The sequence below is a fragment of the Pseudomonas edaphica genome (genome assembly GCF_965277385.1).
GTDB classification, from domain to species: domain Bacteria; phylum Pseudomonadota; class Gammaproteobacteria; order Pseudomonadales; family Pseudomonadaceae; genus Aquipseudomonas; species Aquipseudomonas edaphica.
Window position 1 is genome coordinate 3,579,570 of sequence record NZ_OZ255725.1, and the last position, 17,777, is coordinate 3,597,346.

Genomic DNA, 17,777 nt, shown 5'->3' on the forward strand with positions numbered 1-17,777 from the left:
GCGGGGTGACTGGAGTTTGCCGGTCGAACAGCCGGCGTTCAGTTTGACGCCTTGCTCCACTGGCAATAGCAGCCCACCGCCAGGGTGTGGGTGGCATCGACTTCGCGCCCGGCCTCCAGGGCTTTGAGGATAGGCTCGATAAAGCTGTTGCTCGAATTGCACGTCAGCCCTTCGCTGTACGGCCCGAAGTACGCGAGTTTGCCGCTGCGATCCCAAATGCCTACGGCCGGAGTCGCCGGCACTTGGTCGGCGCCGAGCAGGGCATTGAGCGGTTTCATTTTGCGCAAATTGTCGGGCAGTTGGCCGTGGCTGCCGGCCTTTTGCAGGGCATAGAACTCGACGCCCTGGGGCGCGTATTGCTCGATCAGTTCGCCCAGGTGCTGCTGGTTGCCGACGTTGCAGGGGCAGGCCGGGTCCCAGAAGTGCACCAGGCGAATCGGGCCTGGGCCTGCCAGTTCGGCGGGCAGGCGCAGGGCATCACCGGAAAACACCGCGGTGTGTTCGCTGAATGCGCGCAAATAGCGGCCCTGGAACCAGTCATAAGCCGCCCACAGCACGCCGGCGCAGATGACCAACAGCAGGCCGGCAAACAAGGCGGAGCGGTAGGGTTGTCGCATTCGGAACTATCCTCGAAGGTCGCGTAGCTTGCCATGCTTGCCCTGACAGATGAATATCGCAGCTCGATATTCATCTTCACCGTCAGTCTGGAAGCCTTTATGCCTGTGAGTTTTGACCCCGATCATCTGCGCGAGAGCTTGCGGCCACTGGTGGATGCGCAACCGCTCAGCGCCGAGGCGCGGGTCTACCAGCGTTTCTATGGGCTGGACCTGGCGGCGCGCAAAGTACCCGTCGTGAGCCGTTTGGGCCGTTTTGAAGTGGATGGCTTCCAGGTGGTAGCGCAGGTGTGGTGGCCGTCTGCGCCGGTGGCGACAATGTTCATGTACCACGGCTTCTACGACCATATGGGCCTGTACCGGCATGTGGTGGACTGGGCGCTGGATCAAGGTTTTGTGGTGATCGCCTGCGACTTGCCGGGCCACGGTCTTTCCAGTGGCGAGCGCGCCAGCATTGACGATTTTGCGGTGTACCAGGACGTGGTGCAGGCGCTGTTTGCGCAGGCCCACAGCTTGCAACTGCTGCAACCGTGGCACCTGTTCGGGCAAAGCACTGGCGGTGCGGTGGTGGTGGACCATTTGCTCAACCACGGCGCCGACAGCCCGGCCCAGGGCAAGACCTTCCTGCTCTCGCCCCTGGTACGGCCGCGTGCATGGGGTTGGTCGCAGGTCAGCTATTACCTGCTGCGCCCGTTCGTCAAAGGCATTGCGCGGCGGTTCAGCGAGAACACCCACGATCCCAAGTTCAAACCCTTCCTGGAAGCCGACCCGCTACAGCCGCGCCAACTGCCGACCGCGTGGGTGGGGGCGCTGGCGCGTTGGATCAAACGCATCGAAGCTGCGCCGCAAAGCCCACGGCGGCCGGTAATTGTGCAGGGAGAGGAAGATATGACGGTGGACTGGCAGCACAACTTGCAGGTGCTGCGGGGCAAGTTCGATCAGCCGCTGGTGTTGATGCTGCCGCGTGGTCGGCATCACTTGGCCAATGAGATTCCCGAGATTCGCGAAGAGTACTTCAAATTCCTGACGGATCATCTGAAGTAACACCGTTCAAATGTGGGAGCTGGCTTGTCGGGTCGCCGCATCGCTGCGATGCAGACACCTAGCTGTATCAGGCACACCGGGTTGATGCCATCGCAGGCAAGCCAGCTCCCACACAAGCCAGCTCCCACACAAGCCTGTTTCCACATTACTTATTGCGTCAGGCTGGAAGTGCTTTGACCTACTGCAAGTCCGGCGCGAATCGCGGCCAGCGCCGCCTTGTAATACGCCCGACCGTCCGGCGACTCCGCAAACGTGGCGAATTCTTCCAGCTCCGGGTCGGACAAATCTCGATAGACGTACAACAGCGTGTTGTTCAAGTCATTGCCGATCTGCTGCATCAGCCGCTCACGTTGGCCGTTCAACATGCCTTGCGCCTGACCGCCGCCCAACAGGCCGGGAATCATCTGGCTCAAACTGTCGGCTGCTACGCCGGCAATCGCCAGGCTGACTTCTGCGCCGGCTTCACGGGCCGGCAGCGCCTGGGCCAGGTGGCCGATGATCAGGCTGCGGGTGGCGTCGGCTTCGATGTGCGGCAGGCCCTTGGCATTTTTTGCCAACTGGTCGCGGCGCGTGGCCAGCAATTCAGCTGCAACGATTTTGCGACCCAACGGCGACTGGAAAAACGCCAGGGCAGGTTTCGGGTCCGCCAGGTTTTTGCGCAATTGCGCCTCGGCCCGCTGGTCCACGGCCTGGGCGGCGAAGCGTTTATTGCTGTTATCCACCAGCGCCTGGTACACCGCCGGCGGCAGGCTATTGCGATAGCGTTGCTGTGCGGCACTCAGGGCGTCATTAAAATGCGCACGTTGTTCGGCCCAGCCGGCGACCTTGTACAACTGGTCATGGCCGTCTGCCCAGGCGGGCAAAACGCAGAACATCAGCAAGGAAAAAAACAAACGACGCATAGGGACTCCTGTCAGTCGGCCACTATTGTCCGTGTCGGGCGTAGGATTTGTCGAGAAATCCTATCAGTCACCTGACTAAAGTGTGTTCAGACGCTCGGCGGCTCTGTCGGATTCATAGGCGTATGGATACTATGCGCGCCATGCAAATATCCCTCGAACACCCGCTGCTGCAACGCATCGTCGACGACCTGGCCGAAAAAGGCTGGTCGCAGCAGAACGGCTTCCTGCCCCAGGCTCTGACCCTGGAGTTGGCGGCTGAGTGCCGTAAACGTGCGGCTGAGGGTGAATTGGCTCCGGCGGCTGTAGGACGCGGACCCGCGCAGGAGATACGCGAGGGCATTCGCGGTGACCATATCCAGTGGCTGGAGGAGGGCGACGCCGCTGTCTGCGAGAGCTACATGAGCGTGATGGACAGCCTGCGCCTGGCCATGAACCGCAGCCTGTTCCTGGGCCTGGAAGATTTCGAAAGCCACTTCGCGATGTACCCGCCAGGGGCGTTTTACCTCAAGCACCTGGACCGTTTTCGCGACGATGACCGGCGCATGGTCTCGGCAGTGGTCTATTTGAATGACGCCTGGTTACCTGAGCATGGCGGCCAGTTGCGCATGTACCTCAAGGGCGGCGTGGAATACGATGTGGTGCCCACCGGTGGTAGCCTGGTGGTGTTCCTGTCCGGGGAGGTGCCCCACGAAGTCCTGCCCGCCACGCGCGAACGCCTGTCCCTGACCGGCTGGTTTCGCCGACGCGGTAACGAGCCGTTTTAACCATGCAAAAGATTCTGATCAGCCGCTGCCTGCTCGGGCACAAGGTGCGCTACGACGGTGGCGCCAGCGGCCCCTTCGATCAATTGGCGGCCTGGCAGGCCGAAGGCCGGGTGGTTGCGATTTGCCCGGAAGTATCAGGCGGTTTGCCGACACCGCGTCCCTCCGCCGAGATCCCGGGCGGGCAGGGCATTGATGTGTGGGAAGGGCGTGCGCAAGTGCTGACGGCCGAGGGCGAAGACTTCAGCGCCGCCTTCCTCGACGGCGCCCGCCAGGCACTGGCGTTGGCGCAGCGGCATAACATCCGCATCGCGATTCTCAAGGCCAATAGCCCGTCCTGCGGCAATCTGCTGACCTATGACGGCACCTTCAGCGGCGTGAAGGTCAGCGGCGAGGGCGTGACGGCGGCGCTGCTCAAGCGCCATGGCGTGCGGGTGTTCAGTGAGCTGGAGTTGCCTGAGGCGGCAATTGCCCTGGCACAACTTTGAGGTTCAAGCCAGCTCCCACACAAGCCAGCTCCCACATCGACTGTGTTTCACTCAGGTGCAAACCACTTCTGCGTCAGCGCCTTCAAGCGACCATCGGCCTTCACCCGCTGTAATGCATTGTCCAGGCTGCTTTTGAAGGCCGGGTTGCCCTTTTGGAATGGAATGGCCAGCTCAGGTGTTTGCTTATAGGCCTCACTGAAATCGAACCGATCCTGCAGCGCGGCAGTCATAGCGACATGGTTGATGGCCACGTCGAACTTGCCGCTTTCCACACCCGGCAACAGGTCGGCGTCATCGACAGTGATGAACGAGGGGCGAACCTCCATTTCCTTGGCTAATTGTTCACCCAGCTCCACTTCAAAACCGGTTAGCTTGTCACCGTCCTTGAAGTTGTACGGCGGGGTGTTGGCCTCTAGGGCGATGCGCAGTTCGCCGCGATCAAACACGTCATCGATCAGTTCGGCGTGAGCCAGTGGGCTCAACAGGGGCAGTAAAAGTACAAGGCCAGGCACAAAGCGCATGGTCGCTCCTAAAGAATTTGTGCGTGCGAGGCGCCATTGAGCATCGCTTGCTATGGTGTTGAGTGCCTTGGACAGCAATTTGTCGCGAAGTTGTCATAACCCTACAAATTTCACCGTAAAACTGGAGAAGCGAATGAAAGCCCTTTTGTCCCGTGCAACCCTGGCCAGCCTCTTGCTGGGTGCTTCGATGTTGGCCACAGCCGCTGACGGTATCCCGCGCAGCGCACCACCGGAAGGCGCCAAAGTCTTTATCGTGTCGCCAAAAGACGGCGCCACCGTCGATAAAACCTTCACTGTGAAGTTCGGTATGGAAGGCCTGAAACTGGCGCCAGCGACCAGCCAGGACCCAGGCACCGGCCACCACCACCTGCTGATCGACCAGAAAGAACTGCCGGACGCCAGCGTGCCGATCCCGGCCACCGACACCGTGATCCACTACGGCAAGGCCCAGACCGAGACCGAGTTGACCCTCACCCCAGGCAAGCACCGCTTGCAACTGGTAGCTGGCGACAAACTGCACATGCAGTTCAACCCGACTGTAGCCTCGAAAGTCATCACGGTTAACGTGAAATAAAAAACGGGAGCCCCTTGCGGGGCTCCCGTTTTTTATAGCTTCAAGCGGCAAGCCTTAAGCTTCAAGCTAAGGCTTTTTCTTGCCGCTTATAGCTTGCCGCTTGCCGCTGCTGTTAAAACAACACGCGGCTACGAATGGTGCCGTTGATGTGCTGCAGCTTCTCTTGCGCCAGGTCCGAGTACTCGGCGTCGACGTCGATCACCACGTAGCCAACCTTCTCGTTGGTCTGCAGGAACTGACCGGAGATGTTGATGCCGTTTTCTGCGAAGACCTTGTTGATCTCCATCATCACGCCAGGGATGTTCTGGTGGATGTGCAGCAGACGGTGCTTGCCAGGGTGAGCCGGCAGCGCCACTTCGGGGAAGTTGACCGAAGACACCGAGGTACCGTTGTCGCTGTACTTGACCAGCTTTTCCGACACTTCCAGGCCGATGTTGGCCTGAGCTTCAGCGGTGGAGCCGCCGATGTGCGGAGTCAGGATCACGTTGTCCAGGCCACGCAGCGGGCTTTCGAAGATGTCGTCGTTAGAGCGTGGCTCTACCGGGAACACGTCGATAGCGGCGCCGATCAGGTGTTTGTCCTTGATCGCGTCGGCCAGGGCGTCCAGCTTAACCACGGTGCCGCGTGCCGCGTTGATCAGGATGCCGCCCTTCTTGATGGCGCGGATTTCCTTCTCGCCGATCATCCACTGGGTTTCAGCGGTTTCCGGTACGTGCAGGGTGACGATGTCGGACATGCCCAGCAGCTCGGTCAGGCTCGCCACTTGGGTGGCGTTGCCCAATGGCAGCTTGGTCAGGGTGTCGTAGAAGAACACCTGCATGCCTAAGCCTTCGGCCAGCACCGACAGCTGCGTGCCGATCGAGCCGTAACCGACGATACCCAGCTTTTTGCCGCGGATTTCGAAGGAGTTGGCCGCGCTTTTGATCCAGCCGCCACGGTGGCAGGAAGCGTTTTTCTCAGGAATGCCGCGCAGCAACAGGATCGCCTCGGCCAGCACCAGCTCAGCAACGGAACGGGTGTTGGAGTACGGTGCGTTGAACACCGCGATACCGCGCTCGCGCGCAGCGTTAAGGTCGACCTGGTTGGTGCCGATGCAGAAACAGCCGACGGCCACGAGTTTCTTGGCGTGGTCGAAGATCTCTTCGGTCAGCTGAGTGCGGGAGCGAATGCCGATAAAGTGCGCGTCGGCGATCTTTTCCTTTAACTGGGCTTCCGGCAGAGAACTGGTGATGTACTCAATGCTGGAGTACCCAGCGGCTTTCAGTACGTCGACAGCCGATGGGTGGACGCCTTCCAGAAGAAGGAACTTGATCTTGCTCTTATCGAGAGAAGTCTTGCTCATCTGCGTAAACCTGTATCCCGGAGAAAAATGGCAGGGAATCGAGCAGCAGGATGTGCCCTGATTCACCAATACTGTTCCTGTTTGACGGCGTCTGTTGCCGCCATGCTGCGTTGCCGCTCCTCCCCATAGCAAGCTATGACTCGTCGCGGCGCCTTGCCTGACAACAACAGCCGCTCGTCAAACAGAAACGTATTGGCAAATCAGGGCACAGAGCTGACCCGGACGGCAGGAAAGCCGTCACCGCAGAACGCCCTTGGGCTCTGTCCTGCGGGGGCGGTATGCTAGCATACGTGCCCCGCTAAACACCCATTCCTGCGACGTGAAGCGTTCTCAGGATGACCATGAATTGTTCGAGAGTTCCGTCGATGACCCATCCTGCCCTGATTGATGAGCTGAAGACCCTGGTTGAGCCTGGCAAAGTGCTGACCGATGCAGACTCCCTGGAGGCTTACGGCAAGGATTGGACCAAGCACTTCGCCCCCGCGCCGACCGCTATCGTCTTTCCCAAGACCATCGAGCAGGTCCAAGCCATCGTCCGTTGGGCCAATGAACACAAGGTGGCGCTGGTACCATCGGGTGGTCGTACCGGTTTGTCGGCCGCTGCGGTGGCGGCTAATGGCGAAGTGGTCGTCTCGTTTGACTACATGAACCAGATTCTCGACGTGAACCTCACCGACCGCACCGCCGTGTGCCAGCCGGGTGTGGTCACCAAGCAATTGCAGAACGTCGCCGAAGAAAAAGGCCTGTACTACCCGGTGGACTTCGCTTCGTCGGGTTCGAGCCAGATTGGCGGCAACATCGGCACCAATGCCGGCGGGATCAAGGTGATTCGCTACGGCATGACCCGCAACTGGGTGGCCGGCATGAAAGTCGTCACCGGCAAGGGTGACGTGCTGGAACTGAACCGCGACCTGATCAAGAACGCCACCGGCTACGACATGCGCCAGCTGTTTATCGGTGCCGAAGGGACGTTGGGCTTTGTGGTCGAAGCCACCATGCGCCTGGACCGTGCGCCGAAAAATCTCACCGCGATGGTGCTCGGTACCACCGATTTCGATTCGATCATGCCGGTATTGCACGCGTTCCAGAGCAAGCTGGACCTGACTGCCTTCGAATTTTTCTCCGACAAAGCCCTGGCCAAGGTCATGGGCCGTGGCGACGTGCCGGCTCCCTTTGAAACCGAGTGCCCGTTCTACGCGCTGCTGGAATTCGAAGCCACCACCGAAGAAGTTGCCAACCACGCCCTGGAAACCTTCGAGCACTGCGTAGAGCAGGGCTGGGTGCTGGACGGCGTGATGAGCCAGAGCGAAACCCAGCTGCACAACCTGTGGAAACTGCGCGAGTACATCTCCGAGACCATTTCCCACTGGACGCCGTACAAGAACGACATTTCGGTAACTGTCTCGAAAGTGCCAGCGTTCTTGAAGGAAATTGATGCGATCGTCGGGGAACACTACCCAGACTTCGAAATCGTCTGGTTCGGCCACATCGGCGACGGCAACCTGCACCTGAACATCCTCAAGCCAGAAAACCTGAGCAAGGATGAGTTCTTCGCCAAGTGCGCCACCGTGAACAAGTGGGTGTTCGAGACCGTCCAGAAGTACAACGGCTCAATCTCTGCCGAACACGGCGTGGGCATGACCAAGCGCGATTACCTGACCTACAGCCGTTCCCCGGTTGAAATCGAATACATGAAAGCAGTGAAAGCGGTGTTCGACCCGAACGGGATCATGAACCCTGGCAAGATCTTCGCTGTTTAACCGCCCTGAAGGAGTCGTTTCATGAGCTACCAGCACAAGTATGTCGACGGCACCAACATCCACTTTCCCCTGGGCAAAGTGGTGTGCATCGGGCGTAACTACGCCGAACACGCCAAGGAACTGGACAACCCGGTGCCGACCGAGCCGTTGCTGTTCATCAAGCCGGGCAGTTGCGTGGTCGCGCTGGAAGGCGGTTTCGCCATTCCGACCGAGCGCGGTTCGGTGCACTACGAAGCGGAAATCGCGGTGTTGATCGGCAAACCGTTGTCGACCAAGCCCAGCCGTGAAGAAGTGCTGGATGCCATCTCCGGCTTCGCTCCGGCCCTGGATTTGACCCTGCGCGATAAGCAAGCGGAGCTGAAAGCCAAGGGCTTGCCGTGGGAAATCGCCAAGTCTTTTGACGGCGCCGCCGTGATTGCCCCCTTTGTGGTCAGCAGCACCTTTGCCGACGTGACCGACATCGGCATTCGCCTGACCATCAACGGCGAAGTGCGCCAGGACGGCAACAGCTCGCAGATGCTCAACCCGATCGTCCCGATGATCCAGCACATGGCCGGCTGCTTCTCGCTGCAGGCGGGTGATGTGATCCTCACCGGCACTCCAGCCGGTGTAGGCCCGTTGAATGTGGGCGATGAGCTGGTGCTGGAATTGGGTGGCGGCAGCCGTTTCGAAAGCGTCGTTCGCTAAGAACCAGGCAAAACGGTCAAAAATGTGGGGGCGGGCTCGTGTGGGAGCTGGCTTGCCTGCGATAGCCTCGCCTCGGTCTAACTGAAAGACCGAGTCGTCTGCATCGCAGGCAAGCCAGCTCCCACACAAATCAGTTCCCACACTGGTTTACGCGCGCTTGGTTTTGCATTTTTTTCACACGCCATCCGGATAATCCCCAGCCTCCTGCGCGCGGGCCTGTTGATCCTGTGCTATCACCTAAAGCTGACTCTGCGGAAAAGCGCTCAATGGCCGTGTCCCTGCCTACCCTCACCTCCAAGCCCCGTTCACGTTTCGCCCTGCGCTGGTATTCCTGGCTGTTGCTGGTCGGGACCATTGTGTATGGCGTTGCCTGGGCGATGCATTGGGACGACCGTGGGGTGCTGTGGATCGCTGAGCGGTTCGAAACCCCGGCCGAACGCCAGGCCAGCGTCTGGCTGCCGGATTACCACGCGGTGATCGATGGCAAATTGCTGCCCGGCATGGAAAAGGACGAGGCTTCGGACCTGTCCTACAACCCGCAGACCAAAACCCTGTTTTCCGTGATGGGCAAAAACCCTTTCCTGGTTGAGCTGAACCTGCAAGGCGATGTGTTGCGCAAGATGCCGCTCAACGGCTGGAACAACCCGGAAGGCGTGACAGTGATGGAAAACGGCCTGATGGCCATTGTCGACGAGCGCATGCACACCTTGAGCGTGGTGAACGTCGACGCCAGCACCCAGCAACTGAACTATGCCGACTTCAAGCACTATGACCTTGGCCCGTCCAAGGACCAGAACAAGGCATTTGAAGGTGTGACCTGGGACAAGCGCAACCAGCAGATCGTGCTCGGGGAAGAGCGCCCACCGGCGTTGTTCACCTGGAAAAGCGATGGCGCCACGCTGACCGGCGATAAGCAGAAGATCGCCAGCACCGAGCTGGACATGCGTAACCTCTCAGCCCTGGCCGTCGACCCGCGCACCGGGCATTTGCTGGTGCTGTCGGCCGATTCCCACCTGCTGCTGGAGCTGGACGCGCAGGGCGAGCAAGTCAGCTTCATGACCCTGCTCGGCGGCTTCAATGGCCTCAAACACACCATCCCGCGTGCCGAAGGCGTCACCATGGACGAAGCCGGCACCTTGTACATGGTCAGCGAACCCAACCTGTTCTATCGTTTCGAGAAGCAGAAATAGCCGACGATTACGTCGGATACTTCGCTATCAGCGGCATTCGCCAGACAGTCGACTGCGTTTAAGTTTAAATTCAGACGGGCGTGATACTTATTCGCCACTTTTTGACTTTGAGCTTGCCTGATGCGTCGACTCGCCCGCCCCAAACCCGCGTTTTTTATCCTGTTGCTGCTCGCCCTGGTGATTGCCGGGGCGGTCGCGCAGAACTTTCGCTTGTTCGAGCGGGCCTGGTTCAACCTTCAACACTGGCGCCATCCTGCCGATGAACGCTCCATTGGCCTGAATGATTACCGGGTCAGCCTGGAAGCCAAGGTCATCGAAGGGCTCGACGATGATGTCTCGGCCCTCACGTACGACCCGATACGCAAAAGCCTGTTTACGGTCACCAATAAAAACGCCGAGCTGATCGAGTTGTCCCTGGACGGCAGGATCCTGCGGCGTATCCCGTTGGTGGGCTTTGGCGATGCCGAGGCGGTGGAGTTCATCAGTGACAACATTTATGTGATCAGCGATGAAGCCCAGCAGCGGCTGATCAAGGTGCATGTGAATGACGACACCCAATTTCTCGACGCCGCCGACGCGGAGCAGATGACCCTGGGCGTACACCTTGGCGGCAATAAAGGTTTCGAAGGGCTGGCTTACGACTCGGTGGGCAAGCGCCTGTTCGTGGCCAAGGAGCGCGACCCGATGCTGATTTACGAGGTGCACGGGTTTCCCCATTTCAAACCGGAAAAAACCTACTCGGTGCATGTGATCAACAACCCCAAGCGCGATGCCGGGCTGTTTGTGCGCGACCTGTCGAGCCTGCAATACGACGAGCGCAGCGGGCATTTGCTGGCGCTGTCGGATGAGTCGTTCCTGGTGTTGGAACTGGACATCGACGGTCGCCCGTTGAGCAGTCTTTCCCTGCTCAATGGGCGCCATGGCCTGAAAAAACGCGTGCCTCAGGCCGAAGGGATCGCCATGGATGACGAGGGCTCGCTGTACCTGGTCAGCGAGCCGAACCTGTTTTACGTGTTCAAAAAGCCCTGATCAGAACATCCACTGCACACCCAGGGAGTAACCGGTCTGGCTGCCCTCGGCGTGCCCAAGGCGGCTGTTGACCTCGGCGTAAACGCCCAACTGCGGGGTGATCGCCAACTGGCTGCCGATTTGCGCGCGGCCAAAGCTTTTGTCCACGGAACCCAGCTTGGCGGTGCGCGCCTGGCCATCGGCGCGGGCGGTCAATTGCAGGTCATCGAGACGGCCATCGGCCAGCTCCTTGACCCAGGCGATGTCGCCGTAAGGCAGCAGGCTCAGGCCATAGGGCAGGGCGACGGCACCGCGCACGCGCCAGCCGAGGCTGGCTTCCAGGGAGTCGAAAGACTGTTCTTCGTACTCCAGCGCGGTGCGCAGGTTCTGTTTCTCGTGGAACTTGTCGATACGCGAATGGCTGTAGTCCAGGCCGGCAAACGGCCCGCTTTTGATTGCGCCGAAGTCGAAGTCATAACCGCCGAGTACGCGTGCGCCCAGGGACAGTGCGTCGGTATTGCCGCTCAGTTGCTGATTGAGCAGCACCGGGCCGCCATTGGCTTGGATCAACAGGTTGCGCTTGGCCTCAAAGCGCGTATGGCCAATGCTCAAATCGCCCGCCAGCCAGCTTGGGCCGCCATCGTTGAGCAAGGCATAGACCGCGGCCTGCCAGGTGTCGCTGTCGAGTTTGCCGCGCTGCTGCAGCTTGTCACGACCGTTGAGGTAGCTGAGGCTGGCGCCGATATTCAGGCTGGAGGTGAGCTGATAGTCGCCCAAGGCATGTACGCCCAGGCGTCGGGCATCGCGGTTGAGCGGGCTGTCGAAGCCGCTGTCCGGGGTGTATTCGCCGTCCATGCCGATTTCGCCATCGAAGCTTCCGACCTCGCGGCTGGCCGCTTGCAAGGTCAACCAACGGCGATCATGCAGGCGCACCATGGCCTGATGCTGGCGTTGCAGGTTGTCCTGCATGTTGCGCGCAACGGCGCCACCCGAGGCGGTCGAGGCCAGCAGGTCGGCGTTGGTCAGTTCCAACACCAGGCGGCTGAGCAGGCGCGAGTAATCGCGCAGGCGCTGGTCGATGCGTTCCTGGCCGAAGGCATTGGCCAGCACGGTTTTGTTGTCTTCTGCCGGGTCGTGCCAGGTGGAGCCGCCGGGGATTTTCGGGTTGTTGGTCTGGGTGTAGCCGTCCAGATCGCCCAGCTCCCAGTTGGTGGCTTCGATATACAGAATCGGGATCTTCAGCGGTTCGAACGGCTCGCCATCACTGCAGCAGCCGGTGCCCTTGGGGTATTGCGGGTCCAGGCCGGGGTTGGTGAACAACGGGATGTTCAATTCCCTGGCGATCTGGAAGGTGTGTTCGCGCAGCGATGCCAGCGCGGGGTTGGCGGTGCTGTTCTGGCCTGCGTGGGCGTACATCATGTCGCCAGTGATCAGGCTGTCGAGGTTGATCATCGCCAGCATATTCGCGCGTTGGCTGGCGCTGAGTGAATCGACAAAGGCTTTGGAGCCGCGCAGGCCTTCCTCTTCGGCGCCGAAGGCGACCACTTGCAGGCCGTTTTCCAGCTGCAAGCCGCCGAGGTTCTTCGCCACTTCGGTCAGCACGCTGGCGCCGGAGCCGTTATCGTCCAGGCCTTGCAAGGTCGGGCGGCCGAAGTAGGTGTCGAAGTGCGCGCCAATCACCACGTATTGCGGTTTAGTGCCCGCAGCATAGGCCACCACGTTTTGCGCAGCGCGAGTGCCGTTGTTCCAGGTGAAGTTCTGTCGACTGAGGCTGTAGGCCGAACCCATCTGGCTTTGCATCCAATCTGCCGCGCCGGCGAAATTGGCCGTGCCGCGATACCGGCCGGGGTAATCGTTGATCAGCTTTTCCAGGGTGGTATTGGCGTGCTGGCCGTAATCGTAGGCCTGGGTTTGCGCCGACAGCAGGCTGCCGACCACGCTGATCGCGAGGGCGAGGGGCTTTATCACAAGGTCTTCCTTGAGGTGATTGAAGTTTTTCAGCTCAGACCCTTTGCACAATGCGCGCCTCATTCCCTGGGCGAGCGCGAAGTGGCGCATTGTTAAACGCTTGGGTCGCCTGGCTGTCATTTGTAACGGATTTGATACCAATAAAGGCGTGGGATGCCGTGACATGGCGCACGGTTTTGGGCGGGGGTGCTGCGAAAAGTAGCGGTTTTGTTACATGGATCTTCTAAACGATGAGGCCTCCTGTGGGAGCTGGCTTGTGTGGGAGCCGGGCTTGCCCGCGATGCAGACGCCTCGGTCTTTAAGTTAGACCGCGGTGATGCTATCGCAGGCAAGCCAGCTCCCACATAAAGCCAGGCCGTGAGTTTTAGGCCTTGAGGGTTTTCACGCCTTCGGAAGTACCCAGCAGCAACACATCCGCCGGGCGCGCCGCGAACAGGCCATTGGTCACCACGCCAACGATCGCATTGATCTGCGTCTCCAGCTCCACCGGGTTGGTGATCTGCATGTTGAACACATCAATGATGATATTGCCGTTGTCGGTCAACACGCCTTCGCGGTACACCGGGTCGCCGCCCAGTTTCACCAGCTCGCGGGCCACGTGGCTGCGGGCCATGGGGATGACTTCCACCGGCAGCGGGAAGGCGCCGAGCACCGGCACCAGCTTGCTGGCGTCGGCGATGCAGATAAAGGTCTTGGCCACGGCCGCAACGATCTTCTCGCGGGTCAGGGCTGCGCCGCCGCCTTTGATCAGGTTCAGGTGCTCGTCGCTTTCATCGGCGCCGTCGACGTAGAACTCCAGGTCGCTCACGGTGTTGAGCTCATACACTGGAATGCCATGGCCCTTGAGGCGCGCGGCGGTGGCTTCGGAGCTGGCTACGGCGCCGTCGAAGGCACCCTTGTGCTGGGCCAGTGCATCGATAAAGCAGTTGGCGGTGGAGCCGGTGCCGACACCGACGATGCTTTTGTCGTCGAGTTTAGGAAGGATTAAATCGACGGCGGCCTGGGCCACTGCCTGTTTGAGTTGATCCTGGGTCATGCGGGCTCCGGAACGGGCGGGGAATTATCGAGGGCGGCGAGTATAACCCAACAAAACCTCGGGATTCGTGTGGTCGCCCGGCTAAACGCTGGGTTAGACTCCTTGGCCCTGCCCAACCCGCCCAGTGATGCTTTCCGATGCTTGAACAGTACGTCAAAAAGATCCTCACCTCGCGCGTTTACGACGTTGCCGTAGAAACCCCCTTGCAGACCGCGCGCCAGCTCTCCGAGCGGCTGGGCAACAAGGTCTGGCTCAAGCGTGAAGACTTGCAGCCGGTGTTCTCGTTCAAGATTCGCGGTGCCTACAACAAGCTGACCCAACTGAGCGCCGAAGAACGCGCGCGCGGCGTGGTCACCGCTTCGGCGGGCAACCACGCCCAGGGCCTGGCCCTGGCGGCCAAGGTGTTGGGGGTGAAAGCCACCATCGTGATGCCCAAGACCACGCCGGAGATCAAGGTCGAAGGCGTGCGCTCGCGGGGCGGCAAAGTGGTGCTGCACGGTGATTCCTTCCCGGAAGCCCTGGCCTACTCGCTGAAACTGGTCGACGAAAAAGGCTACGTTTACATTCACCCTTACGATGATCCACACACCATTGCCGGGCAGGGCACCGTGGCGATGGAGATTCTGCGCCAGCACCCTGGGCCTTTGGACGCGATTTTTGTACCCGTGGGCGGCGGCGGGCTGATCGCCGGGATTGCGGCGTATGTGAAATACCTGCGCCCGGAAATCAAGATCATCGGCGTCGAGCCGGACGACTCCAACTGCCTGCAAGCCGCCATGGCCGCAGGCGAGCGCGTGGTGCTGCCAACGGTCGGCATCTTTGCTGATGGCGTGGCGGTGGCGCAGATCGGCCAGCACACCTTTGATATCTGCAAAGACTATGTAGACGAAGTGATCACCGTCAGCACCGACGAAATCTGCGCGGCCATCAAGGACATCTACGACGACACCCGCTCCATCACCGAGCCTGCGGGCGCGCTGGGCGTGGCGGGTATCAAGAAATACGTGGAGACCCGTGGCGTGACCGGTCAGACCCTGGTGGCCATCGACTCCGGCGCCAACGTTAACTTCGACCGCCTGCGCCATGTGGCCGAGCGCGCCGAGCTGGGTGAAGGCCGCGAAGCCATCATCGCCGTTACCATCCCCGAGCAACCGGGCAGCTTCAAGGCGTTCTGCGAGGCCGTGGGCAAGCGCCAGATCACCGAATTCAACTACCGCTACCACTCCGGCCGCGAGGCGCACATCTTCGTGGGTGTGCAGACTCACCCGGAAAACGACCCGCGCAGCGCGTTGATCGCCAGCCTCACAAGCCAGGGTTTCCCGGTGCTGGACCTGACCGAAAACGAGCTGGCCAAGTTGCACATTCGCCATATGGTGGGTGGCCATGCAGCCAAAGTCAGCGACGAGCTGGTGTTTCGCTTCGAATTCCCCGAGCGTCCGGGCGCGCTGTTCAACTTTCTTAACAAATTAGGCGGGCGCTGGAACATCTCGATGTTCCACTATCGCAACCACGGCGCAGCCGACGGCCGTGTGGTCGCAGGCCTGCAAGTGCCGACAGACGAGCGCCACCTGGTGCCGGCCGCATTGGCAGAAATCGGCTACCCGTATTGGGATGAAAGCGAAAACCCGGCTTACCAGCTGTTCCTCGGTTGAGCGACTACGCTGACTGAGCGGCCTTTAAGGAATCAAGACCATGGAAACGCTGACCACCCTCAAGGTTATTCACATCACCGCCACCGTGTTGCTGTTGCTCAGCGGCCTCGGGCTGGCGGTACTGGCCTGGCGCAAACGCAGCGCCGGCCCGGCGGTTACCGTGCAACGCCCGTGGGCGTTCGTGTGGTTGCTGATGGGCGTTTGCGTGGTCAGCATGCCGTTCACCGGCTGGTGGCTGGTGCATCTGCTCGGCTGGCCGCTGGGGCAAACCTGGATTTTGGGTTCCAGCATTCTCTACACCGTGGCGGCACTGGCGTGGTTCTGGCTGGTGGCGCGGCTTAATCGCCTGCGTAAGGGCGAGGGCGGTAGCCTGAATTTTACCCTGGTGCTGGCGGTGGTCAGCCTGGTGGGGTTTGTGGCGATTGCCGGGTTGATGGGTGCCAAGCCGGTTTAACCGTATGAATATTCTGCTTGTCGGCGCCACCGGCTTTGTCGGTGGCCACTTGCTGCGCGCCCTGCAGCAGGCTGGGCACAGTGTGATCGCGACGTGTCGCAAACCTGTAAATCAGGGCTGGACAGGGGTGCAATGGCAGGCGCTGGATTTGGGCCGGTTGGCTGCCGACCCAGGTTGCTGGGTGTTTCCTGAGTCGGTCGATTTAGTCATCAATGCGGCGGGGTTGCTGAGCGTGGATGCGGCCGAGCTGAGCCGCGTCCAGGATCAGGGCGCCCGCGCGCTGTTTGATCTGGCCGCCCATCACGGTGTGCGAGTGTTGCAGATCTCTGCCCTCGGCGCCTCAGCGCAATCGGATGTGCCATTTCTGGCCAGCAAAGGCGCTGCTGACGACTATCTGCTGAGCCTTGGCGTACCCGCCGTGGTGCTGCGGCCTTCGTTGGTGGTGGGCGAGGGGGGCGCCAGCAGTGCCTGGTTGGCGGGGCTGTCGCCCTGGCCGCTGATTCCATTGCTGGACCTCAACGCTCAACTGCAGCCGGTGCATATCGACGACTTGGTCGGCGCGGTGCTGGCCGTGTTGCGCCAGTGGCCTGCCGAATCATTGGTACTGCCGTTGGTGGGGCCAGCGCCGATGCGGCTCGCTCAAGTCATTGATCACCTGCGCGTCGCTCAAGGCTGGCGCGCAGGCCGATACCTGCAAGCGCCATTGCTGGGGTTGGGCGGCTGGCTGGGTGATCGCCTGGGCTGGCGCGCCTTGAACTCACAAAGCATTGCCCTGGCTCAGCGGGATAACGTCGCCGACCCCAAGGTGCTGGCGTCGGTCTGCGGCTACACCGCCGCGCCGTTAGCCTCACGCCTGCAAGGCTGGCCCACGGCGGCCCAAAGCAGCCAGCGCACCATTCGCCCGCTGATGCTGGCGGTATTGGTGCTGATCTGGCTGGGTACGGCGGCGGTTTGCGTTGGGCCGGGTTACGCCTGGGGCCTGCGCATCATGGCCGAGGCCGGTGTGCAGGGCACTTGGGCGACAGTGGCCGTGATCGCCGGGGCGGTGTGTGATGGCCTGTTGGGCCTGGGGTTGCTGGTTGCGCGCTGGCGCAGGTCGGCGCTGATCCTGCAATTACTGTTGATGGGCGGCTATACCGTGATTATCAGCATAGTCCTGCCCCATTACTGGTTTGATCCTTACGCGGCGGTCGCCAAAAATCTGGTACTCATGGTGGCGACCCTTTGGCTCCTCTGGACTGAACCTTCTCTGGACTGAACCTTTTTCGACCGAGCCCCGCCGATGAACGCTTACCTGCTGTTGAAAACCCTGCATATCCTGTCCTCGACCATCCTGTTTGGCCTGGGTGCGGGCTCGGCGTATTACGCCTTGCGCGCCTGGCGCAGCGGCAAGGTGGAAGTGATCGCGGTCACCTTCAAACACTTGGTGTTCGCGGATTGGGCATTTACCACGACCACGGCGGTTTTTCAGCCGTTGAGTGGCATCGGCTTGATGTACTTGGCGGGCTGGTCGATGCAGCAGAGCTGGTTGCAGTGGACGTTCGCGTTGTATGTGCTGGCGGGTGTCTGCTGGCTGCCGGTGGTGTGGCTGCAGATTCGTGTGCACAAGATGGCGGAGCAGGCGCTGCGCGATGGCACGGCGATGCCGATCAAGGCCGCGACCTATATGCGCTGGTGGTTTGGCCTGGGCTGGCCGGCGTTTCTGGCGTTTCTGGTGATTTTCTATTTGATGGTGGCCAAGCCGGTTTAGGGCTTGGGACCGAGGCGGCTTCATCG

The 17,777-nt window shown here is 60.8% G+C and carries 18 protein-coding genes; 12 read left to right on the plus strand and 6 right to left on the minus strand.

All coding sequences use genetic code 11. The annotated features are described in order from the left end of the window. Positions 1-38: 38 nt before the first annotated feature. Positions 39-617: a DUF6436 domain-containing protein gene (locus ACQY47_RS16140; RefSeq protein ID WP_017139518.1), complete on the minus strand. Its 579-nt coding sequence runs from the start codon at positions 615-617 to the stop codon at positions 39-41. Between the two features lie 99 nt (positions 618-716). Here ACQY47_RS16140 and ACQY47_RS16145 point away from each other — a divergent pair, with 99 nt between their 5' ends. Beyond that, the gene (locus tag ACQY47_RS16145) at positions 717-1,658 is read left to right on the plus strand and encodes an alpha/beta hydrolase (RefSeq protein ID WP_428557365.1); all 942 of its coding nucleotides are present in this window, start codon (positions 717-719) and stop codon (positions 1,656-1,658) included. A gap of 149 nt (positions 1,659-1,807) precedes the next feature. On the opposite strand, the gene ACQY47_RS16150 is transcribed toward ACQY47_RS16145, so the two are convergent. Next, positions 1,808-2,560 carry a DUF2059 domain-containing protein gene (locus tag ACQY47_RS16150; protein ID WP_099550310.1) on the minus strand — a complete coding sequence of 251 codons (753 nt, stop codon included), beginning with the start codon at positions 2,558-2,560 and terminating at the stop codon, positions 1,808-1,810. A gap of 131 nt (positions 2,561-2,691) precedes the next feature. On the opposite strand from ACQY47_RS16150, the gene ACQY47_RS16155 reads away from it, so the two are divergent. After that, positions 2,692-3,324 carry a 2OG-Fe(II) oxygenase gene (locus tag ACQY47_RS16155; protein WP_099550311.1) on the plus strand — a complete coding sequence of 211 codons (633 nt, stop codon included), beginning with the start codon at positions 2,692-2,694 and terminating at the stop codon, positions 3,322-3,324. A gap of 2 nt (positions 3,325-3,326) precedes the next feature. Continuing rightward, a complete protein-coding gene (locus ACQY47_RS16160) occupies positions 3,327-3,809 on the plus strand; it encodes a DUF523 domain-containing protein (protein WP_017139514.1) in 483 nt (160 codons plus the stop codon). A 47-nt stretch (positions 3,810-3,856) separates the two neighbouring features. Here the strand turns inward: ACQY47_RS16160 and ACQY47_RS16165 are convergent, their stop codons facing one another. Next, positions 3,857-4,330 (minus strand): transporter substrate-binding domain-containing protein, encoded by a 474-nt coding sequence (locus ACQY47_RS16165; RefSeq protein ID WP_428550221.1) that lies wholly within the window; start codon positions 4,328-4,330, stop codon positions 3,857-3,859. Between the two features lie 133 nt (positions 4,331-4,463). Here ACQY47_RS16165 and ACQY47_RS16170 point away from each other — a divergent pair, with 133 nt between their 5' ends. Next, on the plus strand, positions 4,464-4,904 hold the full coding sequence (locus tag ACQY47_RS16170) for a DUF4399 domain-containing protein (protein WP_428550224.1): 441 nt from the start codon (positions 4,464-4,466) through the stop codon (positions 4,902-4,904). Positions 4,905-5,016: 112 nt separating this feature from the next. Here ACQY47_RS16170 and serA read toward each other — a convergent pair whose 3' ends face one another. Next, positions 5,017-6,246: a phosphoglycerate dehydrogenase gene (gene serA / locus ACQY47_RS16175; RefSeq protein ID WP_017139511.1), complete on the minus strand. Its 1,230-nt coding sequence runs from the start codon at positions 6,244-6,246 to the stop codon at positions 5,017-5,019. Positions 6,247-6,611: 365 nt separating this feature from the next. On the opposite strand from serA, the gene ACQY47_RS16180 reads away from it, so the two are divergent. The 4 genes from ACQY47_RS16180 (at position 6,612) to ACQY47_RS16195 (ending at position 10,912) form a co-directional block, all read left to right on the plus strand. Beyond that, complete coding sequence (locus ACQY47_RS16180) at positions 6,612-8,006, plus strand: FAD-binding oxidoreductase (protein ID WP_017139510.1); 1,395 nt, start codon at positions 6,612-6,614, stop codon at positions 8,004-8,006. Between the two features lie 21 nt (positions 8,007-8,027). Next, positions 8,028-8,693 (plus strand): fumarylacetoacetate hydrolase family protein, encoded by a 666-nt coding sequence (locus ACQY47_RS16185; RefSeq protein WP_017139509.1) that lies wholly within the window; start codon positions 8,028-8,030, stop codon positions 8,691-8,693. Between the two features lie 266 nt (positions 8,694-8,959). Next, positions 8,960-9,883 carry an SdiA-regulated domain-containing protein gene (locus ACQY47_RS16190; protein ID WP_428550229.1) on the plus strand — a complete coding sequence of 308 codons (924 nt, stop codon included), beginning with the start codon at positions 8,960-8,962 and terminating at the stop codon, positions 9,881-9,883. A gap of 120 nt (positions 9,884-10,003) precedes the next feature. Beyond that, entirely contained in the window at positions 10,004-10,912 is a 909-nt protein-coding gene (locus ACQY47_RS16195) for an SdiA-regulated domain-containing protein (RefSeq protein ID WP_017139507.1), read from the plus strand. Here ACQY47_RS16195 and ACQY47_RS16200 read toward each other — a convergent pair whose 3' ends face one another. Both ACQY47_RS16200 and rpiA read right to left on the minus strand, forming a co-directional pair. Then, positions 10,913-12,859, minus strand: a complete 1,947-nt coding sequence (locus ACQY47_RS16200) for an autotransporter domain-containing protein (RefSeq protein WP_428550232.1) — start codon at positions 12,857-12,859, stop codon at positions 10,913-10,915. A 364-nt stretch (positions 12,860-13,223) separates the two neighbouring features. Then, complete coding sequence (rpiA, locus tag ACQY47_RS16205; protein WP_005792336.1) at positions 13,224-13,895, minus strand: ribose-5-phosphate isomerase RpiA; 672 nt, start codon at positions 13,893-13,895, stop codon at positions 13,224-13,226. Positions 13,896-14,032: 137 nt separating this feature from the next. Here rpiA and ilvA point away from each other — a divergent pair, with 137 nt between their 5' ends. The 4 genes from ilvA to ACQY47_RS16225 are packed head-to-tail and all read left to right on the plus strand — an operon-like array spanning position 14,033 to position 17,751. After that, positions 14,033-15,547 (plus strand): threonine ammonia-lyase, biosynthetic, encoded by a 1,515-nt coding sequence (gene ilvA, locus ACQY47_RS16210; RefSeq protein ID WP_017139505.1) that lies wholly within the window; start codon positions 14,033-14,035, stop codon positions 15,545-15,547. A gap of 40 nt (positions 15,548-15,587) precedes the next feature. Continuing rightward, a complete protein-coding gene (locus tag ACQY47_RS16215; protein ID WP_017139504.1) occupies positions 15,588-16,001 on the plus strand; it encodes a DUF2269 family protein in 414 nt (137 codons plus the stop codon). Between the two features lie 4 nt (positions 16,002-16,005). Beyond that, complete coding sequence (locus ACQY47_RS16220) at positions 16,006-17,259, plus strand: SDR family oxidoreductase (protein ID WP_428550237.1); 1,254 nt, start codon at positions 16,006-16,008, stop codon at positions 17,257-17,259. Between the two features lie 24 nt (positions 17,260-17,283). Continuing rightward, the gene (locus tag ACQY47_RS16225; protein WP_017139502.1) at positions 17,284-17,751 is read left to right on the plus strand and encodes a DUF2269 family protein; all 468 of its coding nucleotides are present in this window, start codon (positions 17,284-17,286) and stop codon (positions 17,749-17,751) included. Positions 17,752-17,777 lie beyond the last annotated feature (26 nt).

Coding starts and splice junctions, on each gene's coding strand:
- ACQY47_RS16225 (WP_017139502.1), top strand. CDS start 17,284: ATGAACGCTTACCTGCTGTTGAAAACCCTGCATATCCTGTCCTCGACC.
- ACQY47_RS16150 (WP_099550310.1), bottom strand. CDS start 2,560: ATGCGTCGTTTGTTTTTTTCCTTGCTGATGTTCTGCGTTTTGCCCGCC.
- ACQY47_RS16145 (WP_428557365.1), top strand. CDS start 717: ATGCCTGTGAGTTTTGACCCCGATCATCTGCGCGAGAGCTTGCGGCCA.
- ACQY47_RS16170 (WP_428550224.1), top strand. CDS start 4,464: ATGAAAGCCCTTTTGTCCCGTGCAACCCTGGCCAGCCTCTTGCTGGGT.
- ACQY47_RS16160 (WP_017139514.1), top strand. CDS start 3,327: ATGCAAAAGATTCTGATCAGCCGCTGCCTGCTCGGGCACAAGGTGCGC.
- ACQY47_RS16195 (WP_017139507.1), top strand. CDS start 10,004: ATGCGTCGACTCGCCCGCCCCAAACCCGCGTTTTTTATCCTGTTGCTG.
- ACQY47_RS16190 (WP_428550229.1), top strand. CDS start 8,960: ATGGCCGTGTCCCTGCCTACCCTCACCTCCAAGCCCCGTTCACGTTTC.
- ACQY47_RS16220 (WP_428550237.1), top strand. CDS start 16,006: ATGAATATTCTGCTTGTCGGCGCCACCGGCTTTGTCGGTGGCCACTTG.
- serA (WP_017139511.1), bottom strand. CDS start 6,246: ATGAGCAAGACTTCTCTCGATAAGAGCAAGATCAAGTTCCTTCTTCTG.
- ACQY47_RS16165 (WP_428550221.1), bottom strand. CDS start 4,330: ATGCGCTTTGTGCCTGGCCTTGTACTTTTACTGCCCCTGTTGAGCCCA.
- ACQY47_RS16140 (WP_017139518.1), bottom strand. CDS start 617: ATGCGACAACCCTACCGCTCCGCCTTGTTTGCCGGCCTGCTGTTGGTC.
- rpiA (WP_005792336.1), bottom strand. CDS start 13,895: ATGACCCAGGATCAACTCAAACAGGCAGTGGCCCAGGCCGCCGTCGAT.
- ACQY47_RS16155 (WP_099550311.1), top strand. CDS start 2,692: ATGCGCGCCATGCAAATATCCCTCGAACACCCGCTGCTGCAACGCATC.
- ACQY47_RS16215 (WP_017139504.1), top strand. CDS start 15,588: ATGGAAACGCTGACCACCCTCAAGGTTATTCACATCACCGCCACCGTG.
- ilvA (WP_017139505.1), top strand. CDS start 14,033: ATGCTTGAACAGTACGTCAAAAAGATCCTCACCTCGCGCGTTTACGAC.
- ACQY47_RS16180 (WP_017139510.1), top strand. CDS start 6,612: ATGACCCATCCTGCCCTGATTGATGAGCTGAAGACCCTGGTTGAGCCT.
- ACQY47_RS16185 (WP_017139509.1), top strand. CDS start 8,028: ATGAGCTACCAGCACAAGTATGTCGACGGCACCAACATCCACTTTCCC.